Source organism: Caulobacter sp. GW821-FHT09B08, assembly GCF_059418225.1.
The window spans coordinates 420,796-445,173 of sequence record NZ_JBWKPL010000003.1 but is presented as its reverse complement, the minus strand read 5'-3'; the positions used below and the strand labels follow the sequence as shown (position 1 = coordinate 445,173).

Annotated in this window: 24 protein-coding genes; 11 read left to right on the top strand and 13 right to left on the bottom strand. The window is 69.7% G+C overall.

Annotation, left to right across the window (positions count from 1 at the left end; genetic code table 11):
* Positions 1-18: 18 nt before the first annotated feature.
* Positions 19-1,389: a cation:proton antiporter gene (locus AC07OA_RS12710; protein WP_494664171.1), complete on the bottom strand. Its 1,371-nt coding sequence runs from the start codon at positions 1,387-1,389 to the stop codon at positions 19-21.
* A gap of 207 nt (positions 1,390-1,596) precedes the next feature.
* On the opposite strand from AC07OA_RS12710, the gene AC07OA_RS12705 reads away from it, so the two are divergent.
* Positions 1,597-1,851, top strand: coding sequence for a type II toxin-antitoxin system Phd/YefM family antitoxin (locus AC07OA_RS12705; protein ID WP_494664170.1), 255 nt, complete (start codon positions 1,597-1,599; stop codon positions 1,849-1,851).
* A 13-nt stretch (positions 1,852-1,864) separates the two neighbouring features.
* Positions 1,865-2,362, top strand: a complete 498-nt coding sequence (locus tag AC07OA_RS12700) for a PIN domain-containing protein (protein ID WP_494664169.1) — start codon at positions 1,865-1,867, stop codon at positions 2,360-2,362.
* A 6-nt stretch (positions 2,363-2,368) separates the two neighbouring features.
* On the opposite strand, the gene AC07OA_RS12695 is transcribed toward AC07OA_RS12700, so the two are convergent.
* The 5 genes from AC07OA_RS12695 to AC07OA_RS12675 all read right to left on the bottom strand — a co-directional run bounded on the left by AC07OA_RS12695 (position 2,369) and on the right by AC07OA_RS12675 (position 6,510).
* A complete protein-coding gene (locus AC07OA_RS12695) occupies positions 2,369-3,211 on the bottom strand; it encodes a DUF2306 domain-containing protein (protein ID WP_494664168.1) in 843 nt (280 codons plus the stop codon).
* Between the two features lie 50 nt (positions 3,212-3,261).
* The gene (locus AC07OA_RS12690) at positions 3,262-4,095 is read right to left on the bottom strand and encodes a hypothetical protein (protein WP_494664167.1); all 834 of its coding nucleotides are present in this window, start codon (positions 4,093-4,095) and stop codon (positions 3,262-3,264) included.
* Positions 4,092-4,949 (bottom strand): ABC transporter ATP-binding protein, encoded by an 858-nt coding sequence (locus AC07OA_RS12685; RefSeq protein WP_494664166.1) that lies wholly within the window; start codon positions 4,947-4,949, stop codon positions 4,092-4,094. Before AC07OA_RS12685 ends, AC07OA_RS12690 begins: the two co-directional genes overlap by 4 nt.
* Positions 4,950-4,953: 4 nt before the next feature.
* Positions 4,954-5,304, bottom strand: a complete 351-nt coding sequence (locus AC07OA_RS12680) for a GntR family transcriptional regulator (RefSeq protein ID WP_494664165.1) — start codon at positions 5,302-5,304, stop codon at positions 4,954-4,956.
* 144 nt (positions 5,305-5,448) lie between these two features.
* Positions 5,449-6,510, bottom strand: a complete 1,062-nt coding sequence (locus AC07OA_RS12675) for a LacI family DNA-binding transcriptional regulator (protein WP_494664164.1) — start codon at positions 6,508-6,510, stop codon at positions 5,449-5,451.
* 199 nt (positions 6,511-6,709) lie between these two features.
* Here AC07OA_RS12675 and AC07OA_RS12670 point away from each other — a divergent pair, with 199 nt between their 5' ends.
* The 3 genes from AC07OA_RS12670 to AC07OA_RS12660 all read left to right on the top strand — a co-directional run bounded on the left by AC07OA_RS12670 (position 6,710) and on the right by AC07OA_RS12660 (position 10,024).
* Complete coding sequence (locus AC07OA_RS12670; RefSeq protein WP_494664163.1) at positions 6,710-7,981, top strand: MFS transporter; 1,272 nt, start codon at positions 6,710-6,712, stop codon at positions 7,979-7,981.
* A 19-nt stretch (positions 7,982-8,000) separates the two neighbouring features.
* Entirely contained in the window at positions 8,001-8,804 is an 804-nt protein-coding gene (locus tag AC07OA_RS12665) for a TrmH family RNA methyltransferase (RefSeq protein ID WP_494664162.1), read from the top strand.
* 254 nt (positions 8,805-9,058) lie between these two features.
* On the top strand, positions 9,059-10,024 hold the full coding sequence (locus AC07OA_RS12660; RefSeq protein WP_494664161.1) for an alpha/beta hydrolase: 966 nt from the start codon (positions 9,059-9,061) through the stop codon (positions 10,022-10,024).
* A gap of 159 nt (positions 10,025-10,183) precedes the next feature.
* Here the strand turns inward: AC07OA_RS12660 and AC07OA_RS12655 are convergent, their stop codons facing one another.
* Entirely contained in the window at positions 10,184-10,903 is a 720-nt protein-coding gene (locus AC07OA_RS12655; protein WP_494664160.1) for a helix-turn-helix transcriptional regulator, read from the bottom strand.
* A gap of 136 nt (positions 10,904-11,039) precedes the next feature.
* Here AC07OA_RS12655 and AC07OA_RS12650 point away from each other — a divergent pair, with 136 nt between their 5' ends.
* Positions 11,040-11,765, top strand: a complete 726-nt coding sequence (locus AC07OA_RS12650; RefSeq protein ID WP_494664159.1) for a glutathione S-transferase family protein — start codon at positions 11,040-11,042, stop codon at positions 11,763-11,765.
* Between the two features lie 13 nt (positions 11,766-11,778).
* Here the strand turns inward: AC07OA_RS12650 and AC07OA_RS12645 are convergent, their stop codons facing one another.
* The gene (locus AC07OA_RS12645; RefSeq protein WP_494664158.1) at positions 11,779-12,432 is read right to left on the bottom strand and encodes a TetR/AcrR family transcriptional regulator; all 654 of its coding nucleotides are present in this window, start codon (positions 12,430-12,432) and stop codon (positions 11,779-11,781) included.
* Between the two features lie 153 nt (positions 12,433-12,585).
* On the opposite strand from AC07OA_RS12645, the gene AC07OA_RS12640 reads away from it, so the two are divergent.
* Positions 12,586-13,371, top strand: a complete 786-nt coding sequence (locus tag AC07OA_RS12640) for a sterol desaturase family protein (RefSeq protein ID WP_494664157.1) — start codon at positions 12,586-12,588, stop codon at positions 13,369-13,371.
* A 126-nt stretch (positions 13,372-13,497) separates the two neighbouring features.
* Positions 13,498-15,114, top strand: coding sequence for a GMC family oxidoreductase (locus AC07OA_RS12635; RefSeq protein ID WP_494664307.1), 1,617 nt, complete (start codon positions 13,498-13,500; stop codon positions 15,112-15,114).
* On the opposite strand, the gene AC07OA_RS12630 is transcribed toward AC07OA_RS12635, so the two are convergent.
* The 3 genes from AC07OA_RS12630 to AC07OA_RS12620 form a co-directional block, all read right to left on the bottom strand.
* Entirely contained in the window at positions 15,111-15,977 is an 867-nt protein-coding gene (locus AC07OA_RS12630) for an alpha/beta fold hydrolase (RefSeq protein ID WP_494664156.1), read from the bottom strand. The two genes, AC07OA_RS12635 and AC07OA_RS12630, sit on opposite strands and share 4 nt — an antisense overlap.
* Before the next feature lie 108 nt (positions 15,978-16,085).
* Positions 16,086-16,610 (bottom strand): hypothetical protein, encoded by a 525-nt coding sequence (locus AC07OA_RS12625; RefSeq protein ID WP_494664155.1) that lies wholly within the window; start codon positions 16,608-16,610, stop codon positions 16,086-16,088.
* 134 nt (positions 16,611-16,744) lie between these two features.
* The gene (locus AC07OA_RS12620; RefSeq protein ID WP_494664154.1) at positions 16,745-17,935 is read right to left on the bottom strand and encodes a pyridoxal phosphate-dependent aminotransferase; all 1,191 of its coding nucleotides are present in this window, start codon (positions 17,933-17,935) and stop codon (positions 16,745-16,747) included.
* A 251-nt stretch (positions 17,936-18,186) separates the two neighbouring features.
* Between AC07OA_RS12620 and AC07OA_RS12615 the strand changes: the two genes are divergently transcribed.
* Entirely contained in the window at positions 18,187-19,707 is a 1,521-nt protein-coding gene (locus tag AC07OA_RS12615; protein ID WP_494664153.1) for a S10 family peptidase, read from the top strand.
* Positions 19,708-19,879: 172 nt separating this feature from the next.
* On the opposite strand, the gene AC07OA_RS12610 is transcribed toward AC07OA_RS12615, so the two are convergent.
* Positions 19,880-21,160 (bottom strand): aminotransferase class V-fold PLP-dependent enzyme, encoded by a 1,281-nt coding sequence (locus AC07OA_RS12610; RefSeq protein ID WP_494664152.1) that lies wholly within the window; start codon positions 21,158-21,160, stop codon positions 19,880-19,882.
* A 122-nt stretch (positions 21,161-21,282) separates the two neighbouring features.
* Entirely contained in the window at positions 21,283-21,765 is a 483-nt protein-coding gene (locus AC07OA_RS12605; RefSeq protein ID WP_165186719.1) for an Lrp/AsnC family transcriptional regulator, read from the bottom strand.
* A gap of 306 nt (positions 21,766-22,071) precedes the next feature.
* On the opposite strand from AC07OA_RS12605, the gene AC07OA_RS12600 reads away from it, so the two are divergent.
* Together AC07OA_RS12600 and AC07OA_RS12595 are read left to right on the top strand one after the other, a co-directional pair.
* Positions 22,072-23,052, top strand: a complete 981-nt coding sequence (locus AC07OA_RS12600) for an ornithine cyclodeaminase family protein (RefSeq protein ID WP_494664151.1) — start codon at positions 22,072-22,074, stop codon at positions 23,050-23,052.
* A 22-nt stretch (positions 23,053-23,074) separates the two neighbouring features.
* Positions 23,075-24,376: a metal-dependent hydrolase family protein gene (locus AC07OA_RS12595; RefSeq protein WP_494664150.1), complete on the top strand. Its 1,302-nt coding sequence runs from the start codon at positions 23,075-23,077 to the stop codon at positions 24,374-24,376.
* The last annotated feature ends 2 nt before the right edge of the window (positions 24,377-24,378 follow it).

The following is a 24,378-nucleotide window of genomic DNA, read 5'->3' as shown; positions in this document are numbered from 1 at the left end:
GCGACTTTTGAGGCTGGATCAGGCGGCCTTGGCGATCGCGCCGTCAACGGCGTCCAGTTCGCCCGTCTCGCGGGCCTTCTTGCCGTAGACCACCTCGAACAGCGGGCTAGCCATGACCGTGGTGACGATGGCCATCAGCACCAGCATCGAGAACAGGGTCGGGCCGATGATGCCCTTCTGCAGGCCGATGTTGATGATGATCAACTCCATCAGGCCGCGCGAGTTCATCAGGGCGCCGATGCCCATGGCGGTGGCATGGTTCTCGCCGGTGAAGCGGGCGGCGGCGTAGCAGGCGCCCCACTTGGCCAGGATCGAGCAGGCCAGGATGCCCAGGGCGATCAGCAGCAGGGTGGGCGAGTTGACCATGTCCATCCGGGTGTTCAGGCCCGAATAGGTGAAGAACATCGGCAGCAGCAGGACCACCGCGACCGGCTCGACCTTCTTCTTCAGCTCCTCGACCAGCAGGCCGCGCGGCATGACCACGCCCAGGATGAAGCCGCCGAAGATGGCGTGGATTCCGACGGCGTCCATCAGGAAGGCCGAGAGGCAGAAGGCCAGCAGAACGAAGGCCAGCACCGTGTGGCTCATCTCGCCGTCGCGCTCGACCATGCGGCCCAGCGGGGCCAGGATCTTGGGACCGAGGATCGTGACGAACGCCACCCAGGCCAGGCCGCCGCCGATGGCCAGGACCGCCACGCCGGGGCCGCCGCCGAAGGTGGCCAGCACCAGGGCCAGCACGCACCACGACACCGCGTCGTCGAAGGCGCCGGCGGTCAGCGACAGCGTGCCTAGCGAGGTCTTGGCGAGGCCCCGCTCGTTGATGATCCGCGCCAGCATCGGGAAGGCGGTCAGGGCGATGCAGGCGCCCATGAACAGGGTGGCGTTGCCCTGGCTGATGGTCGGGGCGAACAGGCCCGGCACCTTCAGCAGGAAGGGCGTGATGATGGCCGCGATCAGGAACGGCGCGGCGATGCCGGCGAACGACACGCTCATGGCGCTCTTGGCCTTGGCCTTGAAGTGGCCGGCCTGGAAGCTGGTGCCGACGAGGAACATGTAGAGGCCCACGCCCAGCTGGGCGCCGGCGTAGAGCACGCTCTTGGTCTCCTTGGGGAACAGCGCCAGCTGGAAGTCGGGGAACAGCAGGCCCAGCAGGGACGGGCCCAGGATCACGCCGGCGATCATCTCGCCCACCACCTGGGGCTGGGCCAGCAGCTTCTTGCCCAGCCAGCCCACCACGCGGCAGGCCAGCAGGATCACGGCCAGCTGCAGGAAGAAGTGGATGCTGAAATCGCCCGGCGCATAGCTGTGCGCGGCGGCCTTGGTCGCCGGACCGTGCGGGCCGAGCACGCCGGCCACGGTGCTGACAAGGCTGTCAATGATATCGGACACGTGTGTCCCCCCTTGTTGAATCTTCGTCGGCGTTGGTCGCCGTTGAGCTCAAGCCGCGCAGAACGCGTCTGAGGGCGCAAGCGAAAATCCGTTTTCGGAGGGTTTCGGCAGAAGATTGTTTTTGCTGGCTTATTTCCTGTTGCTGGAACGACACAATGTAGTAACGTACCTACAAGACAACCTTGTCATTGTAGGTATGTAGGCGCAATGAAGGTCATCACGAGTCGCGACTTCAACCAGGATGTCAGCCAGGCCAAGCGCGCCGCGCGGATCGAGCCGGTGTTCGTCACCGACCGGGGCAAGGCCACCCACGTGCTGATGAGCATCGAGGCCTGGCGCAAGCTGACCGGCCAGGCCGAGACCATCGTCGACCTGCTGGCCATCGCCGCGCCCGTCGCCGCCGACCTCGCCCAGGCGCGGTCGGACGAGGCCTGGGACAGCCCCCAGAACCGACGCTTCTGAACCGGCGCGGCTGATGTACCTGCTCGACACCGACATCGTCTTCGAACTGCGCAACGCCAAGGCGGGCGCCACCGATCCGGGCCTGGCCGCCTGGGCCGCCGGTGCGCCCAAGGCCGGGCTGTTCGTCTCGGCCTTGACCCTGCTGGAGCTGGAGACGGCCGCCGCCCAGGCCGAGCGCCGCGACAAGGCGTCCGGCGCGGCCCTGCGCGCCTGGCTCGATAAACAGGTCGCCGCCGCCTTCGAGGGCCGCATCCTGCCCATCGACGCCGCCGTGGTCCGCGCCCGCACGCGCGTTGCCCTGACCGACCCCCGCGACGCCCTGCTGGCCGCCACGGCCCTGGAACACGGCCTGACCCTGGTCACCCGCCAGGTCGCCGCCTTCAAGGTCAATCGCCTGAAGGTCTTCAACCCCTGGGGCTACAAGCCCGACACCCCCGACGACGGCGAGGACTGGGGCGTGGCGGCCAAGGCCGGGTCGCAGTGGCTGCGCAACATCTTCGTGCGGGGGTAGGGGCGGTCAGCCCGTCTGTAACCGCGCCAGCGTCGGGGCGAACATGCCCATCCAGGACGCCAAGATTCCGGCGCACATGATCAGGGTCGCCAGGACGAGCACCGCCGCCACGCTCGTGCGGACCGCCGGGCCGCCCTTCGCCTTGGCCAGCATGAACAGCTCCAGGATCAGCAGGGGCGCCAGATAGCAGCCCCAGCTCCAGACGTCGTACACCGCCCCGATGCGCGGCCCGGCGCCGCTCAGCTTGTGAAACATGCCGTAGGCCGAGATGCCGACGCGCAGGAACCATACGCCGTTGGCGACTATGAAGGCCCGCATCGCCCAGCGCCGGTGGGCGGCGAAGTCCCGCTTGGCGGCCATGCGCCAGGCCAGGGCCGAGAAGCTTATGATCAGGACGCCGTCGAAGCTGATGGACAGCGTGTTGTTGAGCTCTTCGGTGGGGTCGAGCCGGATCCAGGTCATCCAGAGCCCCATGACGCTGGCGACGATGCAGGTGGTCAGGAACGCCCGGCCTATCCAGCGGTGCACGGCCGGGACCTTGGCGCGGATCCACGGCACAAGCTGCAGGACGCCGCCGAAGGTGACCACGGCGGCCATCATCACGTGGACGGCGAAGGCGAAGTTCCCCGCCGTGTCGCCCGGCACATAGGCCTTCATCACCATGGCCTTGTGGTTCCAGGTCTCGTAGTTCCCCGAGATGATCGACGGGAGGTAGAAGGCCAGGATGTAAAACAGGAACAGGCCCTGTCCGACGATGGTCGCGATCAGCCAGAAGCGGGCGGCGCCGTTCAGCGCGCCGTCGCCGGTCGCGCGGGCGTTTGTCTCAGAGGTATAGGCGAGCGAGGTCATGACCTTCCTCTCCGAAGGTTTGGGTTGGTCCAGCTAGGTCGAGTGTGGGTTCAGATCGGTTCGCGGAACCGGCGCAGGCGCGCCGCCGCGACGAGGCAGGCGACGGCCACCCCCAGGCCGATCCAGAGCTGGGGGCTCGCCAGATACTTGGCGGGGTCGGCGGCGTAGTCGTCGCCCTGGCCGCTGAAGGCCTCCGAGAATCCGCCGTAGAGGCGGTGTCGCAGGAAATCGAAAATGCGGGTCGAGCCGAGCACCCGCTCGAGCACGCACAGCACCACTGGAGGCGTGAAGGCCCAGAGGATCGGCGTGCGCCGCGCCCAGGCCGAGATCATCAGCAGCAGACCGAAGAGCGGCGCGTACCACAGGGTCAGGGTCAGGAGGCCATAGGACAGGTTCGCCAGCATGTCGGGCAGGTCGACCCTGGCCCACAGCGGGGCGGGGCCGACGCCCGCCACCGCCAGGACGAGGGTCGATATGGCGAGCATCAGCACCTGCGCGGCCAGGGCGACGACCAGGGCGGTCACGGGCGCCGCCACCAGGGGCACGAAGGCCTTGGCCGCGACGGTCGTGGAATCCGACACGGGCATCGACTTCCAGAACAGCAGGCTGCGATCGCGTCGCTCGCCGTGCAGGGCCGCCAGGCAATAGAGGCCGGCGACGACGAAGGCCGTGGCCAGGGTCGCGAAGGCCGCCAGGCTGTAGGGCATGGCGACCCCTCCGCCCGTGCGCACCGCGTTCGGCAGTCCCGGCAAGGTGACGAGGAAGCCCAGCAGGACGGCGCCGACCACCGCCGACGGGGCGATCCACAGCGACGGATGCTCCCACAACTCGCGGCGCACCAGCCAGTAGAAGACCCGGGCTCTGGCTTTCAGGGACGCGTTCATGCCGGCCTCCCGGCGCCGATCACGGCGGCGAACACGTCCGAGAGGCTCGGCGTGCGGACCTCGCCGAGACCGGCGAGGCGGGCGCGGTCGACGTCGGCATAGATCAGCGCCGTCCGCCCGAAGGCCGCCTGCTCGTGGATCGGTCCCAGGGATCGGGCCTCGTCCAGCCGCGCGGGGTCGATCAGGGCCTCGACATAGCGGGTCTCGAAGTCCTCGAGGCTGACGTCCAGCACCACCCGGCCACGGTCGACGAAGGCCACGTCGGTCAGCACGTGCTGGATCTCGTCCAGTTCGTGGGTCGAAATCACGATCGTGCGGTCGTGGTCGAAATAGTCCGTCAGCAGGGAGTGGTAGAACGCCTTGCGATAGAGCACGTCCAGCCCCAGCGTGGGTTCGTCCAGCACCAGGAGGCGTGCGTCGATGGCCATGGCCAGCGCCAGATGCAGCTGGACGACCATGCCCTTGGAGAGGGCGCGGATGCGGCTTCCGGTCTGGATCGTCGTCCTGGCGAGGAACGCCTCCGCCTTGGCCCGGTCGAAGCGGGGATGCACCCCGGCGGTGTAGTCGAGAACCTGGCCGACCTTCATCCAGCGCGGCAGCACGGCGACGTCGGCGACGAAGGCGACGTCCTCCATCAGCTGTCCGCGTTGCGTCCAGGGATCGAGGCCCAGGACGCGGATCTCGCCCTCGCAGCGGGTCAGTCCCAGGATGGCCTGCAGCGCCGTGCTCTTGCCCGCGCCGTTGGGACCGACCAGGCCGAGGATGCGGCCCTTCTCCAGGCGAAGGTCGACGCCGTCCAGCGCTTGGGTGGCGCCGTAGGCCTTGCGCAGGCCGCGAATTTCCAGACAGGACATCGCTTCAGTCCTCCCCGCCCAGCAGATCGCGCGCCAGGCCCAGGCGCACGATCGTGGCGCGGATTTCCGGCCATTGCTCGTCCAGGAACCGGCGTCGCTCGTCCCGCAGCAGCGCCTCGCGCGCGCCGGTCCGCACGAACATGCCCAGGCCGCGCCGCTTCTCGACCAGATCCTCGTCGACCAGCTGCTGATAGGCCTTCATCACGGTCAGGTGGTTGACGCGCGTCTCTGCCGCCACGGCGCGGACCGACGGCAGCGGATCGCCTTCCGCGAGCACGCCCTCAAGCACCATGGCGACCACCCGGTCGCGGATCTGGCGGTAGATCGGCTGGCTGTCGTTCCATTCTGGATCCATCGTTCCACCGGATAGACGCCCCAGCGGCGACTGACCACCGTTCGAGGCGTGAGCTGACCAGGATTGCTGCTCTGGTGTTATATATAACTATAACACCTAGTCTGGCAAGCGGCCTGGATCCGGCGCGCCGCTATGCCGCCCGGCTCATGCCCCGGGCGGCGGCGCCGTCGAGGCCCGTTGGATCAGACTGAACGGCAGCAGCTCGTCCCTCGGCGCACGGCGCTCGGTCGCCACGTGCCGGGCCACGCCGTCGATCAGCATCTTGGCGGCCAGGGTCGACATCTCCACCAGCGGCTGGCGGACGGTGGTCAGCTGGGGGCGGCTGAGGCGCGAGACGGGGCTGTCGTCGAAGCCGGCCACCGAGATGTCGCCGGGGGCGGAGAGGTCGGCCTCGGCCATGGCGGCCAGAACGCCCACGGCCATCTCGTCGGAGCTGGCGAAGATCGCCGTCGGCGGCTCCTTGAGCGCCAACAGGGCCTTGGCGGCCTTGTGGCCGGACTCGAAGGTGAAGTCGCCCTGGCGGATCCAGGCCTTGTCGACCCTCAGGCCGCGCGCCGCCATGGCCGCCACATAGCCCTCGCGCCGCGCCTGGCTGGCGCCGTAGCGTTGGTCGCCAGCGATGAAGCCGATGCGGGTGTGGCCCAGGTCGGCCAGGTGCTCGGTCATCTCGCGGGCGGCGGCCACGTCGTCCATGTGCACGCGCGGACCCAGGCCCTCGGGCTTTTCCGGGCCCAGGCGCACATAGGGGATGCCGGCCTTGTCGAGCAGTTCCAGCACCACGGCGTTGTCGCACGAGGGCGGGGTCAGGATCACGCCGTCGGGCTTGAGCGCGCCGAGCAGGGCGTTGACCTCCTGGCGGATGCGCGGCCCGTCGTGGTCGATAAGCTCGACCAGCAGGTGATAGCCCGCGCCGCGCGTCTCGACCGTGGCCCCCAGCTGGATGCGCTGCAGGTAGTCCGAGCCGCCCTCGCTGCGCCAGTGGTCCAGGGTCAGGGAGGCGTCGACGAAGACGGCGATCAGGAACGAGCGCGAGCCGGCCAGGCTGCGGGCCGAGAGGTTGGGGGCGTAGCCCAGGGCGCCGGCCGCCTCGAGCACGCGCTCGCGCATCGCCGGCCGCACGTTGGGCTCGTTGTTCATGACGCGGGAGACGGTCTTGATCGAGACCTCGGCGCGCGCCGCTACGTCGTAGATCGTCACCGACGCCATGGGTTCGCCAAGTCAGGGTTGCTGGGACTCATCTCCATCCCGCCAGCCTAGAGCAAAGGCGCGTCCCAAGGCGACGCTCCGCGCGTAAAAAAACCGGCGCGCGAGTGGATTGGGCGATGGGCGGACTTGTGTCCTCCGGCGGCCGGGGCCAGTGTCCGGGCGATCGCGGCGCAGACCGTGGCTGGTGCGGGGAGGCGTGATGACGGCGGTGGAGGCGGACGCGATCGACAAGGCCAGACCGACACTGCCGGTGAAGCCCAGTTTCATCGCCGCCTTCACCCTGGCCCAGATCGGCGCCTATGTCAGTTTCATGCCCCTGTTCCAGGTGCTGCTGCCGCTGAAGGCCGAGGCCATCGATTCGGCCGGTAAGGCGGTGCTGCTCAGCCACGTGGCGATCTTCGGGGCGATCACCGCCAGCCTGGCCAACCTGCTGGCCGGGGCGATCAGCGATCGCACCACCTCGCGCTTCGGCCGCCGGCGGCCGTGGATGGTGGTAGGGGGGCTCGCCACGGTGGCCTCGTACTTCTTCATCATGACGGCCGACACCGAGTTGAAGCTGCTGGTCGGGGTGGTCGGCTTCCAGTTGGCGTTCAACCTGCTGTTCTCGGCCATGCTGGCGGTGCTGCCCGACCGCGTGCCCGACGCCCAGAAGGGCAGGGTGGCGGCGTTCCTGAGCCTGGGCCACCCCATCGGCGCCATGGCCGGGGCGGTGCTGGTGGGCGGCCTGCTGGTCGGCGAGGCCGCGCGCTACCTGGCGATCAGCGTGGTGCTGCTGGTGGCCGTCGCGCCGTTCGCCCTGAGTCTCAACGATCCGCCCCTGGCCCGCGACGAGCGCCCGCCGTTCCGCTGGAGCGCCTTCCTGGCCGAGCTGTGGATCGATCCGCGCGCCCATCCCAGCTTCGCCCTGGCGTGGCTGAGCCGCTTCATGGTGCTGGTCGCGATCACCCTGACCCAGTGCTACATGCTGTTCTACCTGCAGGACGCGCTGCACTATTCCGACCTGTTCCCCGGCCGGCGGCCCGAGCAGGGCATGGCCCTGCTGACCACCGTGGCCACCTGCGCCAATGTCTGCTGCGGCATGCTGGGCGGAATGCTGTCGGACCGCCTCAAGCGCCGCAAGCTGTTCGCCGCCGGCGCGGCCCTGACCCTGGCCGCCGCGATGCTGACCTTCTCGCTGGTGCCCGGCTGGCCCGTGGTGGTGCTGGGCTTTGTGATCTTCGGCTGCGGGGTGGGCTGCTACTACGCCGTCGACATCGCCCTGGTCAGCCAGTTGCTGCCCTCGCAGAAGGACGCCGGCAAGGACCTGGGCCTGATCAATCTGGCCAACACCGTGCCCCAGGCCCTGGCCCCGATGCTGGCCCTGTGGTTCCTAGGGCCGTCGCACGTGAACTACCAGTCGCTCTATCTGGTCGCCGCGGGGCTGGCGGCGGCTGGCGGACTGGCGATCCTTCCGATACGGGGCGTGCGGTAATCCCGACCGCGAGGGCTGCTTGGCCGACCTGATCCCCATCGACGATCCCGACGACCCGCGCGTGGCGGCCTATCGCGACATCAAGGAACGCGACCTGGTCGGCCGCCAGGGCCTGTTCATCGCCGAGGGCGAGACGGTGCTGCGGGCCTTCGTCCGCGACGCGCCGGGCCGGGTGCGCTCGCTTCTGATCGACGGCAAGCGGGCCGACAAGCTTTCCGACGTGTTCGAGGGACTGCCGGAGGGCGCGCCGGTCTATATCGCGGGCCAGGCGGTGCTGGACGCCATCGCCGGCTTCCACCTGCATCGCGGCGTGCTGGCGGTGGGCGAGAAGTCCGCGCCGCTGTCGGCCGAGGACCTGCTGGCGCGCGTGGGGAAGCGGGCGGTGGTGCTGGTCCTGATGGGCATCGCCAACCACGACAATCTGGGCGGCATCTTTCGCAACGCCGCCGCCTTCGGCGCGGACGGGGTGATCCTGGACGGCGACTGCTGCGACCCGTTCTACCGCAAGGCCATCCGCGTCTCGAGCGGGGCGACGCTCAGCGTCCCCACCGCCTGGCTGGCGCCGGGCGAGGACGTGGTGGGCCTGCTGGAACGCCACGGCTTCCAGGCCCTGGCGCTGAGCCCGGCGGCCGACGAGACCCTGGCGCGGCTGGTCCCACCGGCCCGCGCGGCGGTGCTGCTGGGGGCCGAGGGGCCGGGCCTCTCCCAGGCGGTGATGGACCGGGCGCGGACGGTCGGCATCCCGATGGCGAACGGCTTCGACTCCCTGAACGTGGCCACAACCAGCGGGATCGTGCTGCATCACCTGCGGTTCGCGGGCTAGTCCTCAACGCCCGTCATCCTCGGACTTGTTCCGAGGACCCATCTGTACGCCTCGCTGTCATTCGATGGTCGGACGCCGTCAGCGCCGCGCGCACCCTGCAACGACAACTCGGCTGAAACATGGGTCCTCGGAACAAGTCCGAGGATGACGGTTGAGGGGGAGGTGCGAAAAGTCCAGCCATAAGGCTGACACCGGTTACTTGCCGCCAAGCCTGCCCCGCCATACGGTCCCTCCGCGTCGCTTAGGGAGGTCGCATGTTGAACCGTCGGGGAACCCTGGCCAGCCTGGCGGGCGGCCTTCTGGCTTCGCTGGGGAACGCGGCCTGCGCCGGGCCCGCGCCGGCCGATCCGACCGAAATCCTGCCGCTGTGGCCCGGCGACCCGCCTGGCTCCCAAGGCGTCACCGCCGTCGAGACCCTGATCGACCGCACCGTGATCGGCGGCCCGCGCGACCGGGCCGTGACCCACACCCGCAAGCCCACCCTGACCGTCTTCCGGCCGGCCAAGCCCAACGGCGCGGCGGTGGTGCTGATGCCCGGCGGCGGCTACGAGCGCGTGGTCACCGACAAGGAAGGCTTCGAGACCGCCCGCTGGCTGGCGGATCGCGGCTATACCTGTTTCGTCCTGGTCTACCGCCTGCCCGGCGACCACTGGGGCGCGGGCGCCGACGCCCCCTTGCAGGACGCCCAGCGCGGCCTGCGCCTGGCCCGCTCGAAGGCGACGGCGATGGGCTTCGACCCCGCCCGCGTGGCGATCATGGGTTTCTCGGCGGGCGGGCACCTGGCGGCCAGCCTGACCGTCCGCTTCGACGCCAAGGTCTATGAGCGGGTCGACGCCGTCGACGACCTGTCGGCGCGGCCGGACCTGTCGGGCCTGATCTATCCGGTGATCTCGATGGCCGACGGCCCGGTTCATGCGGGCTCGCGCAAGCAGCTCTTGGGACCGTCGCCGACGCCGCAGCAGATCGCGGCCTATTCGCCCGACCAGACTGTCACGGGGCGCGAGCCACCGGTGATCCTGGTCCACGCCGCCGACGACGGGGCGGTGCCGCCGGCCAACACGATCCTGATGTTCACCGCGCTGCGGGCCAAGAAGATCCCGGCCGAGATGCACGTCTTCGAGGAGGGCGGCCACGGCTTCGGCCTGCGCTCCATCGCCGGCAAGACGGTGGCGGCCTGGCCGGAGCTGTTCGCGGCGTTTGCGAAGAAGCACGGGGTTTAACGAGGCTTCCTCCTCACCCGCATAGCGGGGGAGGTGGCGCGGCGCCGATAGGCGACGTGACGGAGGGGGCGTCCAGCCACCGCCCAAACGCCCCCTCCGTCACGCTGCGTATTCGCAGCGCGCCACCTCCCCCGTTTCACGGGTGAGGAGGACTAGCGGTCAGCACCCCTCGCCGTGCGACTCGCGCCAGCGGCGGTGCTCCTCCTCCAGCGCCCGTTGCCACCGCGCCCGCAGCACGCCGGGCCGCTGGCCGTGGCGCTCGTCGAGGAACTCGGCGCGTTCGACCCGGTCGGTGCGGAAGTTGCGGAAGTCGGCGCGCAGCTCGCACCAGCCGATCAGCAGGCGCACGGTGTCGCGATAGCCCACGGTGATCGGCCAGATCGTCCGCTGGCTGACCGCGCCCTTTTCGTCGCGATAGTCCAGGCGGATCTTGCGGCCGGCGTGGATCCAGGCCCGGGTCTGGGCGATGTCCAGGCCGTCGGGCAGGGCGCGCCAGGCGCGGGGCGCCTCGGTGGCCGGCTGCAGGACGTAAGGCCGCAACTGCTCGGGGACGGCGGCGGCGATCTTGGCGATCAGGTCGTTGGCGGCCGTGGCCAGGACGGGATCGCCGCGCCCGGCGACCCACTGGGCCCCCAGCACGGCGGCCTCGATCTCGTCGGGTGTCAGCATCAGGGGCGGCATGTCGTATCCGGCCTCCAGCACGTAGCCGACGCCCGCCTCGCCGCGGATGGGCGCCCTCTGGCCGATCAGGGCGGCGATGTCGCGATAAACGCTGCGTTTGGAGGTCTCCAGCTCCACCGCCATGGCGTCGGCCGTGACCGGGGCGCGGTTGCGGCGGAGGATCTGGATGATCTGGAAAAGGCGTTCGGCGCGTCTCATGGGGCCACTCTGCTGGAGCGATGCTGACAGCATGCTGGCAGCAGGATGGCGGTAGCGTCCGAATGTCGCAACACGCGGCTTCCAGAGGCGGCTCGGAAGTCTCGCCAAGCGGCTCGCTCAGCAGGGAGAGACCACCATGATCACGCTCTACGCCACCGGACCCGCCTACGGACTTCCCGAGGGCAGCCCCTATGTCACCAAGACCGAGATCCATCTGAAGATGGCGGGCCTCTGGTACCAGAAGGTCCAGGCCACGCCCGACACCTCGCCCAAGGGCCAGCTGCCCTGGATCGACGACGACGGGATCAAGGTCGCCGATTCCACCTTCATCCGCGCCTATGTCGAGCGCAGCTACGGCGTCGACCTGGACGCGGGGCTCAGCAAGGCCCAGCGGGGCCAGGCCTGGGCGATCGAGCGGATGGTCGAGAACCACCTGGGCTGGGCCAGCTGCCACTTCCGCTTCTTCGACGATGACAACTTCGCCAAGGGCCCGGCCCGCTGGTTCGACGGCATGCCGGGCGAGGCCCGCGCCGACGCCATCGACGGCCTGTTGGGCGCGGTCCAGACCAATCTGAAGGCCGTCGGCATCGCCCGCCATTCGCCGGACGAGATCCTGGAGCTTGGCGCCTGGTCGCTGACGGCCCTGTCGGAGATGCTGGGCGACAAGTCGTTCATGATGGGGCACCGGCCCACCAGCGTGGACGCCATCGTCTTCGCCATGCTGGCCCAGATCCTGACGCCGTTCTTCGACTCCCCCCTGCGCCGCAGGGCCGAGAGCCTGCCCAACCTGGTGGGCTTCGCCGAGCGGATGATGGCCGGATACTATCCCGACTTCGCGCCGCAGATGTGCCAGGCGGCGTAGGGAAGGGCGCGCCTCACCAGGCGTCGCGGCCCCGCAGCAGGATCGCCACCGTCTGGTCGGCGAAGGCGGCGATGGCCCGGTCGAAATCGGCCGGCGCCGGATCGTCCAGATCGGAAAAGCCGCGCAGCATGCCCATGAAGATCGCCGCCACGCGGCGGGGGTCCTGGACGGGACGGCCCTCGCGCGCGGCGTGCTCGGCGATGTCGCGCTCGATCATGTCCAGCATCGGGGCGCGCACCACCTGCTGCAGTTCCCTGGCCACCGGATCGGGCGCGCGCAGGTTAGACTGCAGCAGCCGGTCGAAGGCCCGCACATCCTCCGAGCGGCTCCATCGCAGCATCTGCTGGGCGCAGTGCTTCAGGCGCGCCTCCAGGGTGTCGCCCTGCACCCAGCGCACTTGGCGGGCCTTCTCCGACCACGCCGCCAGCCGCGCCTCCAGCACCGCGCGCAGCAGCACCGCCTTGTCCGGGTAGCGCGCGTAGAGGGTGACCTTGGTGACCCCGGCCTGGTCGGCGATGGCCTCCATGGTCGCGCCGTCGAAGCCGGCGGCCAGGAAGCAGGCGCGGGCGGCCTCCAGGATGGCCTGGTCGATAGCCTCGGCCTGGGCCTTGCTGGGCCGTCCCCGCTTCGCGCGCCCGGCGGCGGGCTTCGAGGTCTGGTCGTTCATCCGCCTTCGATGCGGCCAGCCGCGCGCCCTGTCCAGCCCGCATCCGAGCGGATGTGCGACAAAATATACGATTACGTATATTTAAATTGACCCAGGACGGGCGCGCCGCGATGAACAGGCCGTGGGGCGCAATCCGCATCGGGAGCGAGCGACGTGATCAAGGCCTGGATGAACGGCGAGAACCTTCTGACCCTGTGGCTGGTCCTGTTCCTGATCGGCGGGCTGGCGGTGGGTGTGACCACCGGCTTCTTCAAGGCGCGCAAGATCCAGCCCAAGGGCTTCCGCTGGTCGATCTTCCGCAACGAGGCGATCTTCGCCGCGATCAACCTGGTCGTCTCGGGCTTCCTGATCGGCATGCCGACCACCTGGCTGAAGGCCCACGGCGTGATCGCCTTCAACCCCCAGCCCGCCGCCTGGTGGGTGATCGCCCTGGAATACGCCGCCTATTTCTTCCTGTTCGACACCTGGTTCTATTGGCTGCATCGCGCCATGCACAAGGAGCCGTTCTACAGCTGGGTGCACAAGCTGCACCACAAGTCGACCGCGCCCAACTTCCTGACCACTCTGTCGGTCAACCCGCTGGAATCGCTGATCAACGGCGGCTTCGTGCCGCTGTTCCTGTCGGTCTTCACCGTCCACGACGCGACCATGGCGCTGATCGGCCCGACCAACATCATCATGGGTCTGTACGTCCACGCCGGCTACGAGTTCTTCCCCCGCTGGTGGAACAAGAGCTGGGCGACCAAGTGGTTCATCACCACCACCTTCCACGACCAGCACCACAAGTACTTCCGCTATAATTTCGGGGGCTACACCACGATCTGGGACCGGCTGTGCGGCACCATGCGGCCCAAGTTCGAGGCCGATTTCGAGACCCGCGGCCAAGCCGCGCCCGCCCGCCGTCCCGCCGCCTTGGCCGAGGAGCCCGCTCAGGCCTGAACAGCGTCGCGGCGATGAGGCCCGTCCGACGCTTCCCATCGCGGCTCGCTTGCCCCAGCTTGCGGGCTGATCGCGCACCCAAGCGCGGCGGTGGGGGATTCGGGAAGCGTGGTTGATAAGAGCGACTTGGGCGAGATCGACCTGGGCGAGTTCGACTATGTGGTGGTCGGGGCGGGATCGGCCGGCTGCGTGCTGGCCAACCGCCTGTCGGCCGACCCGTCGGTCAAGGTCCTGCTGCTGGAGGCCGGCGGCAAGGACGATTGGATCTGGTTCCACATCCCGGTCGGCTACCTGTTCGCCATCGGCCATCCGCGCGCCGACTGGCTGCTGGAGACGACGGCCCAGCCGGGCCTGGACGGCCGTGTCCTGGCCTATCCGCGCGGCAAGGTGATCGGCGGCTCCTCGTCGATCAACGCCATGATCTACATGCGCGGCCAGGCCCAGGACTATGACGGCTGGCGGCAGAAGGGGCTGACCGGCTGGGGTTGGTCCGACGTCCTGCCGTACTTCCTCAAGCACGAGGACCACGCCGCCCCCATGGGCGACCACCACCGGTCGGGCGGTGAATATCGGGTGGAGCATCCCCGGGTGCGTTGGGACGTGCTGGACGCCATCCGCCAGGCGGGCGAGCAGGCCGGGGTGGCGGCGGTCGACGACTTCAACGGCGGCGACAATTCCGGCTCGTCCTATTTTCAGGTCAACCAGCGGGCGGGCCGGCGGTGGAGCACGGCCACGGCTTTCCTCAAGCCGGTGCTCAAGCGCGGCAACCTGCGGCTGGAGACAGGGGTCGAGGTCGAGCGGCTGGTGCTGGACGGGCGGCGGGTCACGGGCGTTCGGATGCGGCGCGGCGGCCAGATGTTGACCGCCCGGGTGGCCGGCGAGGCGATCCTGGCGGCCGGGGCCGTGGGCTCGCCGCTGATCCTGCAGCGCTCGGGCCTGGGCGACGCCGAAGACCTGCAACGGGCGGGCGTGGTGGTGAAGCATCACCTGCCGGGCGTCGGCGCCAACCTGCAGGACCACCTGCAAATCCGGCCGGTCTTCAAGGTCAGCGGGGTGCGCACCCTCAACACCGACTACGCCAACCTGGTCCGGCGCCTGGGCATGGGCGTCGACTACGCCCTGCGGCGGTCGGGGCCCCTGACCATGGCGCCGTCGCAACTGGGGATGTTCTGCCGCTCAGACCCCGGCTTCACCACGCCCAACCTGCAGTTCCATTTCCAGCCGCTGAGCCTGGACAAGTGGGGCGACGGCCTGCACCGGTTCGGGGCGGTCACCGCCAGCGTCTGCAACCTGCGCCCCACCAGTCGGGGCAGCATCACGCTGTCAGGGCCGGGCCTGGCCGACGCCCCCCGGATCGATCCGCGCTATCTGTCGACGCCGGAGGATCGCCGGATCGCGGTGGCCTCGCTACGCTGGGCGCGGCGGATCATGGGGCAGGAGGCCCTGGCCCGCTACGCGCCGATCGAGTTCCGGCCGGGCGCCGAAGCCTACACCGACGAGGCCCTGCTGGCCGCCGCCAAGGCCCTGGCCACCACCATCTTCCACCCGGTCGGCACCGTGGCCATGGGCACGGCCGACGATCACCGCGCGGTGCTGGACGAGCGCCTGCGGGTGCGGGGCCTGAAGGGTTTGCGGGTGGTGGACGCCTCGATCATGCCGGCCATCACCTCGGGCAACACCAACGCCCCCACCGTGATGATCGCCGAGAAGGGCGCGGCGATGATCCTGGAGGACCGCCGCTAGCCCCGGGCGGTGAAGTCCAGAATCGCCGGAGCCATGGCCGGCCAGCCGGCGAACAGGCCCCGGCGGCCGTCGGGCAGGACGCTGAAGCAGCGCTGGTTCCATTCCTGGTCCGGCCAGGGCGGATCGCGCAGCTGCGAGTGCGGGATCAGCTCGTGGACCCACTGGCTGGTGGAACGGGTGTGGCTGAGGTCGCTGGCGCCGTTCTGGAACAGCAGCACGGGCATCTTCAGGGCGGCGAAGTCGGCCGGGGTCATGCCCGGCACCGGCGAGTCCGGGACGGGCAGGTAGACGGACGCCCACTGCTCCATCTTGCGGATGAAGGCCGCCGGGTCTTGGGCCAGCAGGATGTCGCGGTTCTTCGGGTTGCGGGCGATCTGCTCGGCCCAGCCGGGCAGGGCGGCGACGGCCTCCATGCCGCCGGCGCTGGCGGCCAGGGCGTAGTCCACGCAGTAGTAGTTGGCCAGGCTGATCAGCCCCACGATCCCGCCGCTGATCCACCACAGGGCCAGGTGCGAGATCAGGTCCGGACCGCGCGCGGCGGCGATCAGCGACACCCGCGATCCGGCCGAACCCGCCGCCAGGGCGGTGGGGCCCAGGTCCAGCTCGCGGATCAGTCCCAGCAGGGTGCGCGCGTGCAGTTCGGACTCGCCGTCCGCGTCGAACGAGATGTCGGAGGCGCCGCAGTTGGGACGGTCCCACAGCAGCACCCGCCGCCCGCCGGCCGCCAGGGCCTCGCCCAGTTCGCGGATCCCCGGCATGTCCTTGGCGAACCGTCCGCCCGGGGTGATGGCCACGGCCGGCGCGCCGGGCTGGCCCAGGAGTTCGTATTCGACGCCCACGCCGGAGATGGAGATGCGCGCCATGATGTCCTCCCGTCGCCGCTTGTGCGGTCGCTCGAGGGACTATCCGGCCAACCGCGCCGTGTGGGCAACGCGAGGGCGAAGGATATCGCCGGGGGGAAGAAAACGGGGTCAGTCGGCCAGGCGGGGCGCCGTGCGCAGCACCAGTCCCGGCAGGTCGTCGCCGAAGAGGTGGCGCACCGCGATCTGCTGGACCTCGGCCACCTCCGGCCGGCAGCGCAGCCCGTGGGCCCACCGCGCGGCCTCGGCCCAGTCGCGGTGGTGGGTCGACAGGCGGTAGTCGAAACCGCCGGCCACGCGCTGGGCGCTGGACACGGCCTCGTCGGCGACCAGGTCGGTCTCGAAGCGCGCGACGTGGTCGGGCGTCATCGACGCCATCCGCACCCAGTTGACGCACCAGTGGTTGCTGCCGCGCGCCAGGGGGTCGTGCAGGGTCACCGTCTTGGCCACGCCCAGGCTGCGCAGGATCGACAGCCGCTGGGTCAGCACGCGCATCGTCAGGCCCAGGTCCTCCAGCATTCGCCGCATGCAGCCCTGCGAGGCGATGGCGGACTGGTAGAGTTCGCGCATGCGCGGCTGCTGGCTCTTGTCGATGCGGCCGGCGGGCTTGGCGGCCGGGGCTTTGGCGGTGGTCATGACGGGTCCTGCGAGCCTTCGCGACGGTCGGCGCCGAGCGCCTGTGTCGGTTCGAGGACTCTAGTCCGGATCGGCCGGTGGATTTATTCGTACACACAGCGCGGCAAGCGCCCGGCGCATACTTTATTCCCGCTTCAGCGAGGGCCTTGGCGGGCCGTTTCGGCCAGGGCGCGGTGCAGCCGTCCCAGCGCCTGGTCGAGCACGGCGGGCTCGGATCCGAAGCCCAGGCGGATATGTCCCGGACAGCCGAAATATTCGCCGGGCGCCACCAGCAGGTCGTGCCGGATCCACAGCGCCTTGGCCAGGGCCAGGGTGTCGTCGATCCCGACCACCTTCGGGAAGGCCATGCTGCCGAAGGCCGGCATCTCGCCTTCCAGCAGGCCGTCGGCGACCATGGCCTGCAGATGCCGTTCGGCGACCGGACGGGTCTCGGCCAGCAGGCGCTTCCAGTGCAGGTCGAAGACCTCGGACTCCTCCAGCACCTGGGCGGCCACCGCGTGGGCCAGCTTGGAGACACCGATGTCGCCCTCCGGCGAGCGGGCCTGGATGCGGGCGATGTCGCCCGGCGCGGCGCAGATCCAGCCGAACTTCAGGCTGAACAGGCCGAACACCTTGGTCAGGCTGGAGACCGCGATCACGTTTTCGGCCAGGACGGCGGCCGAGCGCGCCAGCTTCGGGCGGGCGAAGTCGGCATAGACCTCGTCGACGATCACCCGCGCCCCGACTTCGGCGGCCAGGGCGGCGATCTTCAGGAGGTCGGCGTCCGGGATCAGGGCGCCGGACGGATTGTGCAGATTGGTCAGCACGATGGCGCGGGTGCGAGGGCCGATCCGGCGCGCCAGGTCGTCCAGGTCGACGGCGAAGTCGGGCGCGCGCCGGGCGAAGGTCTCGACGTCGGCCCGGCTCTCGTGGGCCACGCGCAGCAGGAGGTCGAAGCCCGGGCTTTCGACCAGCACATGGTCCCTGTCGTCCTCGATCAGGCCCTTCAGCACCAGGCCCAGGGCGCTGGTCGCGCCAGTGGTGGTCAGGATGCGGTCGGCGCCCACGCCGTACCGCCGGGCCAGGGCGTCGATGGCGAACCGGTTGCCGCCGGCGAACACGCTGACATAGCGGGGCGAGACGCTCAGCGAGAAGGCGTGGCGGATCACCTCCATCAGGGCCGGCAGGGGTTCCTCGATGGTGCTTTCGAAAAGAGGGATCGTGGCGGGATGCTCGGCCCGCAGGCGCATGCCCTCGCGCACCCAGTCCGAATAGGTCGAGGCTGAGAACAGCCGGTCGGCCTGGCCTGGGCGGCCTTCCGGCGCGGAGGGGGCGGGGAAATCCAAGTGTGGTCTGGGCCTCGAGCGCGCCGCTCGATCAGCGGCATTGCAAGCCTAAGGCGACTGGCCGGAGTTTCTTTGCGATCTCCAGGCTCTCGGTCGCCAATATCGCGCCCCCTATGCGTGACGTCAGTCGGGCGTGGATAAGTTATGTGGCGGGGGCTGGGTCGGAGCGCCGATTGCAAAGATATTGTGGGCGGCGGCGGCTAGAGTTCCAGAGCGTCGGCCGGGCCGGCGAGGGGAGACCAAGTTCGATCATGAAGACCGCGACCACCCGCGCGCTCGCCGCCGTCCTGCTGCTGGCCACCACGGCCCTGACCGCCCCCGCTTGGGCCGCCGCGCCGGACGCGCCGCCCGCCAAGACCGCCGGCGCCGCGCCAGCTCCGCAGGTCGCCGTCACCCAGCACAAGGGCGTCTTCAACGGCCAGGCCGTGGCCTACACCGCCACCGTCGCCGACTATCCGGTGGCCGGCGCCGACGGCCAGCCGGGCGCTTCCATCTTCACCATCGCCTATACCCGCGACGTCAAGGACGCGGCCAAGCGGCCTGTGATGTTCGTCTATAACGGCGGTCCCGGCGCCTCGTCCTCGCCGCTGCACCTGGGCGCCCTGGGGCCGATGCGGAAGGCCGAGGCCGGCGCGCCCAAGGACGCGCCCCTGCGCGCCAATCCATTCAGCCCGCTGGACGCCTTCGACCTGGTGTTCATCGACCCGGTGGGCACCGGTTTCAGCCGTCCGTTCCCGGGCGCCGACACCAAGGCCTGGTACGGCCGCACCGGCGACGCCAAGGCCGTGGCCTCGGCGATCCAGCAGTGGTTGAAGGCCAACAAGCGCGAGGCCTCGCCGCGCTACATGGCCGGCGAGAGCTACGGCACCACGCGGGCGGCGATGATCCTGAAGGTAGCGCCCGACCTGCACTTCGACGGCGTGGCCCTGATCGCCCTGGTCGGCGATGCCGACGGGCGCGAGATGCCCTATGTGGCGGCCCTGCCGACCATGGCCGCCGGCGCCTGGTACCACAACCGCGTCGACCGCAAGGGCCGCACCGTGCAGCAGGCGTTCGACGAGGCGCTGGACTTCGCGCGCGGCGACTATGTCACCGCCCTGATCAAGGGCTCCAGCCTGCCGGCCGCCGAGCGCCATGGCGTGGCCGAGCGGATGTCGCAGCTGACCGGCCTGCCGGTCGAGCTGATCGAGTCCAAGAACCTGCGGCTGTCCAAGAACGACTTCATGTTCAACCTGCTCAAGGACCAGACCCTGCGCACGGGCCTGCTGGACGTGCGGGTGACCGCGCCGTTGGAGCCGGGGCAGGAAGGGGCGATCGACGATCCGGCCCTGGGCGTGATGCCCAAGCGCGCGCCCGGCGCGGCGCCGGCCGACAACAAGGCGTTCAACCCGGCCAGCCTGGGCGCGATCCCCAACCCGACCCTGGGCCGCTACATCGTCGACGACCTGAAGTTCAAGACGACCGAGCCCTATTACGCGCTGAACTTCATCGTGAACTCGGCCTGGGACCACGAGGGCAATCACGACGTCAACGTCGCGGTCGGCGATGCGATGAAGGCCGATCCCAAGCTGCGGCTGTTCTGGGCCGCGGGCCTCTACGACCTGACGACGCCCGCCTACGCCGCGCGCTACACCCTGGACCAGGACGGCATCCCCGCCGACAGGTTGACGGCGGCCTATTTCGACGGCCCGCACGGCGTCTACGAGGGCGACGACAACCTGGCCAAGTTCAACGCCGCCCTGAAGGCCTTCGTGGCGGCGGGGCGGCCGTGATCCCTCTCCCCTTGCGGGAGAGGGTGGCCTCCGAAGGAGGTCGGGTGAGGGGTTGAAGAACAGAAACGCCGCGACAGCCTCTCAGCCGTCGCGGCGTTTTGCGTCTGTGCGACCCCTCATCCGTCGGCTTGCGCCGACACCTTCTCCCGCAAGGGGAGAAGGATCCGGTCCCTTAAGCCGGCGGAGCTTTCGGCAGCGCCCCCAGCAGGCGATCCACGTCGTTGGCGTCGTTGAAGGCGGCCAGGGAGACGCGGAACCGGTTCTGCGAGACGGTGATCGTCACGCCGGCCTTCTTGAGCGGCTCGGAGAGCTTGGCGCGGGCGTCCTTCAAGGCGAAGGCGACCAGTTGGGTGCGGCTGTCCAGCGGGGTCAGCGGCTCGTAGCCGCGACGGCGCAGGTCGTCCTGGATCGCCTTGGCCAGGGGCTGGCGGTGGGCCTGAAGGCGCTCCACGCCCACGGCCTTGATCCAGGGCAGCGAGTAGGACAGCTGCACCATGCCGGTCCAGCAGGTGGTGCCCATGCCGAAGCGCCCCGTGGCCGTGTCGGCCCCGGCGGCGTCGGCCACGGTCGTCCCAGGCGGATCGTAGGGGAAGACGTGCGACTGGAAGCTGGCGACCTGCTCGTAGCCCCACCACGGACGCGGGATCTTCGCCTGGATCTCCTTGCGCACATAGAGGAAGCCCAGGCCGAAATCGCCCATCAGCCACTTGTACGAGGACGAGGCGGCGAAATCGACGCCGCTGGCCCGCAGGTCGACGGGCACGACGCCCGCCGCGTGGACGATGTCGGCATAGACATAGGCCCCGTGGGCGTGGGCCAGGTCGCAGACGGCCTTAAGGTCGTGCTCGAAGCCGTTGACGGTGGAGACCAGGCTGATCGAGACCAGCCGGGTCTTGTCGTTCACCGCCGCGGCCATCTCGCCCATGTCGATGCGGCCGTCCTTGGTCATGCGCAGGGTGACCACGTCCACCCCGGCCTTGCCCAACTCGCCATAGGTGTAGAACGAGCCGAAGAAGTGCAGGGCGTCGGTGACGATCCGGCCGCCAGCCCTCGGGAAGTCCAGGGCCTTGAGCACCAGGTTCTCGCCCATGGTGGTGGACTGGATCACGCACAGCTCGTCGGGCGAGGCGCCGACCAGCTCGGCGAAGGTGTGGACCGCCAGTTTCTCCTTGGCGCCGTAGCTGTAGTCGGGCGTGGAGCCGTCGCGGGTCTTGTAGCGGAGATATTCCTCCAGGGCGGCCTTGGCCCCCAGCGGCATGGGGTGGGTCGAGCCGGAGTCCAGATAGGTCACCGGCATCTTGGCGAAGGCCGACTTGGCGGGCAGGGCGATCGGCGCGTCGGGCGTGGCGGGTGCGGTGGCCGCCGTGGGGGCGTCCCCGGCCCGGGCCAAGGGGGCGCTCAGCGTGGGCGACAGGGCCGCGGCGGCGACAAGGGCGCGTCGGGTGAACTTCAACGGACGTCTCCTGGGCCGGACCGGCCGGCAAGTCTCAAGGCGCAGAGGTTAGCCGCGCGGGCCGGAATAGTCCGTTCGTTCTGGTCCGCCGGTCGGAGCGCGCGCGAATAGCCTATGCGCGATCAGCGGAAGCCGCGCGCCTTCAGCGGCACGGCGGTGGTGCTCTTGGTCTCGGTCAGGGTGACGATCGAGCGCACGTCGACCACGCCGGGCAGCTTCAGCAGCACGTGGAAGATGAAGTCCTGGTACCACTTCACGTCGGGCGCCACGATCTTCAGCATGCAGTCCATCTCGCCGAAGACGGTCCAGCACTCCAGGATTTCCGGGGTGTTGCGGATAGCGCGGTGGAATTTCTCGCGGTCCTCGTCGTTCAGGGTGGTCATCTTCACCTGGGCGAAGATCTGCATGGTGAAGCCCAGCTTCTCCTGGTCGACGATGGCGACGACGGCCTTGATGTAGCCCTCCTCGCGCAGGCGCTGGATCCGCCGCCAGCAGGGCGACTGCGACAGGCCCACGCGCTCGGCCAGTTCCGACGACGACAGCGACGCGTCGCGCTGCATGACCTCAAGGATCTTCAGATCGATGGCGTCAGGCTTGAAAGACATATGTTCCTCCGACTTCTTTTTTGGATGAAGCATGTGTCGTGACGCTCCGACGTGCAAGTCTTAGCTGTCGGCGTGCTTTTTCGGGGTTTGCCCGCGACGGCGCCCAGCGGTTGGGCCGACCACGGCGTTCGGCGCCTGTCCGCCGTGCGATTTCAAGGCGCGGGAAGCGTTCCGGCCGCGAGGATCATGCGGAGTGCGGTAGTCGGGCCGCATGGCCTATGCGCGCGGCTTTCCGTCGAACGTCGAAATCGCAAGGATCAGTCGCCCGACCCTGGCTAGACTGCGCCGACCTCACAAGGATCCCGAATGAACGCGCCGCATGACCCGTCCCTGCCAGACCCGTCCTTGATGGTGCTCGACGCGGCGGCCGTGCGGGGGATGCTGACCGTCTCGGCGGCGCTGGAGCCGGTGCGCGAGGCGATGATCGCCCTGTCCAGCGACCGCGTCCGCCAGCTGCTGCGCAGCTTCATCGCCCTGGATCCCGGCAAGACCTTCGCGATCATGCCCGCCGCCTTGCTGGATACGCAGGTGTTCGGCGCCAAGCTGGTGTCGGTGTTCAACGACGGCCAGGGGCGCAAGGCGCACGAGGGCGTGGTGGTGCTGTTCGACGGGGCCGGCGGCGCGCCGGTCTGTGTGGCCGACGCGGGCGAGGTCACGGCGATCCGCACCGCCGCCGCCAGCGCCGTGGCGACCGACGCCCTGGCTCGTCCCGACGCCGACCGCCTGGCCATCCTGGGAACCGGCCGTCAGGCCGCCGCCCATATCGAGGCCATCGCGCTCGTCCGTCCCCTGGCGTCCGTGACGGTCTGGGGGCGTGACGCCGAGCGCACGAAGGCCTTCGCCGAAGACATGGCCGCGCGGACCGAGCTGAAGGTCGAGGCCGCGCCGGACGTTCAGGCCGCCGTGGCGCAGGCCTCCATCGTCTGCACCGTCTCCGCCGCCGTCGATCCGATCCTGCACGGCGCCTGGGTCGCGCCCGGGACCCACGTCAATGTGGTCGGCTCCAGCGGTCCGATGGCCGCCGAGATCGACGGCGAACTGGTGCGCGACAGCCGCTTCATCGTCGACCACCGCGAGCACGTGCTGGTCCACGGCGGCGAGTTCCTGCGCGCCAAGGCCGCCGGCCTGGTCGGCGACGAGGCCATAGCCGCCGAGATCGGCGAGGTGCTGGCCGGCGCCGCGCCGGGCCGCCAGGGCACCGACCAGATCACCGTCTACAAGTCGCTGGGCCACGCCGCCCAAGACCTGGCCGTCACCGCCTGGCTGCACGTCCAGGCGCGCGGCTGAACCCTTCACGTCGGAAACGTCCATGAAGCTTCGCACCCTCGCCGTCGCCGCCGCCGTCGCCCTGGCTCCCGCCATGGCCTGGGCCGAGGACCTGGTGATCCATGCCGGCCGCCTGCTGGACGGGGTCTCGGCCACGCCGCGCGCCCAGGTCTCGATCCTGGTGCATGACGACCGCATCGTCGGCGTGCAGGACGGCTTCGTTGCGCCCGCCGGGGCGCGGGTGATCGACCTGTCCAAGGCCATAGTGTTGCCGGGGCTGATCGACACCCACACCCACGTCACCTATCGGCGCGGCGGGCTGACGACCCAGCTGACCGGCTCGCTGCTGGACGACGCCCTGCATTCGACGGTGGGCGCGCGCAAGCTGCTGCTGGGTGGCTTCACTTCGATCCGCAACGTCGGCGCCGACGGCGGGACCGACGCGGCCCTCAAGCGCGCCATCGAGCGTGGCGACGTGGTCGGTCCGCGCATGTGGGTGTCGCTGGAGCCCCTGGGCCCGACCGGCGGCCACAGCGATCCGCGCAACGGCATCGACGAGTCCTGGCACAACGACGACTGGGGCAACGAGGTGATCGACGGGGCGGACTCGGCGATCAAGGCCGTGCGCGACCACAAGCGGCGCGGGGCCGACCTGATCAAGATCATGCCCTCCGGCGGGGTCGGCTCCATCGGCGACGATCCCAAGCACATGCTGATGACGCCGGAAGAGATCCAGACGACCATCGACACGGCGCACAGCCTGGGCATGAAGGTCGCCGCCCACGCCCACGGCAAGGCGGCCATCGACAACGCCGTCCGCCTGGGCGTCGATTCCATCGAGCACGGCAGCTATGCCGACGCCGAGTCCTTCAAGCTGATGAAGGCCCACGGGACCTATCTGGTGCCCACCGTGCTGATCGGCCGCCTGGTGGCCGACATGGCCCGCACCGCGCCCAGCCAAGCCAATCCCGGCGCGGCCGAGAAGGCCCAGACCATCGTGCCGATCATCTTCAAGATGCTGCACGCCGCCAACGCCGCCGGGGTGAAGATCGCCTTCGGCACCGACGTCACCGGCCTGATCCCGTTCGACGCCAACGCCCGCGAGTTCAAGGTGATGGTCGACGCGGGCGTGACGCCCTCCGACGCCATCTTCAGCGCCACCCGCAACGCCGCCGACCTGCTGGGCGCCTCGGACCGTGTGGGCTCGATCCAGGCCGGCCGCTTCGCCGACATCGTGGCGGTGTCGGGCGATCCGCTGGCCGACATCACCGAACTGGAGCGGGTGAAGTTCGTGATGAAGGGCGGCAAGGTCTATCGCGATGACGTGGGGGCCGCCGCCCCCTGACC

Bases quoted from the DNA above. Each gene is read 5' to 3' on its own strand.
- AC07OA_RS12605 (WP_165186719.1), bottom strand. From the start codon at position 21,765: ATGTCTTTCAAGCCTGACGCCATCGATCTGAAGATCCTTGAGGTCATG.
- AC07OA_RS12690 (WP_494664167.1), bottom strand. From the start codon at position 4,095: ATGAACGCGTCCCTGAAAGCCAGAGCCCGGGTCTTCTACTGGCTGGTG.
- AC07OA_RS12680 (WP_494664165.1), bottom strand. From the start codon at position 5,304: ATGGATCCAGAATGGAACGACAGCCAGCCGATCTACCGCCAGATCCGC.
- AC07OA_RS12685 (WP_494664166.1), bottom strand. From the start codon at position 4,949: ATGTCCTGTCTGGAAATTCGCGGCCTGCGCAAGGCCTACGGCGCCACC.
- AC07OA_RS12675 (WP_494664164.1), bottom strand. From the start codon at position 6,510: ATGGCGTCGGTGACGATCTACGACGTAGCGGCGCGCGCCGAGGTCTCG.
- AC07OA_RS12700 (WP_494664169.1), top strand. From the start codon at position 1,865: ATGTACCTGCTCGACACCGACATCGTCTTCGAACTGCGCAACGCCAAG.
- AC07OA_RS12670 (WP_494664163.1), top strand. From the start codon at position 6,710: ATGACGGCGGTGGAGGCGGACGCGATCGACAAGGCCAGACCGACACTG.
- AC07OA_RS12655 (WP_494664160.1), bottom strand. From the start codon at position 10,903: ATGAGACGCGCCGAACGCCTTTTCCAGATCATCCAGATCCTCCGCCGC.
- AC07OA_RS12695 (WP_494664168.1), bottom strand. From the start codon at position 3,211: ATGACCTCGCTCGCCTATACCTCTGAGACAAACGCCCGCGCGACCGGC.
- AC07OA_RS12600 (WP_494664151.1), top strand. From the start codon at position 22,072: ATGAACGCGCCGCATGACCCGTCCCTGCCAGACCCGTCCTTGATGGTG.
- AC07OA_RS12595 (WP_494664150.1), top strand. From the start codon at position 23,075: ATGAAGCTTCGCACCCTCGCCGTCGCCGCCGCCGTCGCCCTGGCTCCC.
- AC07OA_RS12645 (WP_494664158.1), bottom strand. From the start codon at position 12,432: ATGAACGACCAGACCTCGAAGCCCGCCGCCGGGCGCGCGAAGCGGGGA.
- AC07OA_RS12625 (WP_494664155.1), bottom strand. From the start codon at position 16,610: ATGACCACCGCCAAAGCCCCGGCCGCCAAGCCCGCCGGCCGCATCGAC.
- AC07OA_RS12630 (WP_494664156.1), bottom strand. From the start codon at position 15,977: ATGGCGCGCATCTCCATCTCCGGCGTGGGCGTCGAATACGAACTCCTG.
- AC07OA_RS12615 (WP_494664153.1), top strand. From the start codon at position 18,187: ATGAAGACCGCGACCACCCGCGCGCTCGCCGCCGTCCTGCTGCTGGCC.
- AC07OA_RS12660 (WP_494664161.1), top strand. From the start codon at position 9,059: ATGTTGAACCGTCGGGGAACCCTGGCCAGCCTGGCGGGCGGCCTTCTG.
- AC07OA_RS12705 (WP_494664170.1), top strand. From the start codon at position 1,597: ATGAAGGTCATCACGAGTCGCGACTTCAACCAGGATGTCAGCCAGGCC.
- AC07OA_RS12650 (WP_494664159.1), top strand. From the start codon at position 11,040: ATGATCACGCTCTACGCCACCGGACCCGCCTACGGACTTCCCGAGGGC.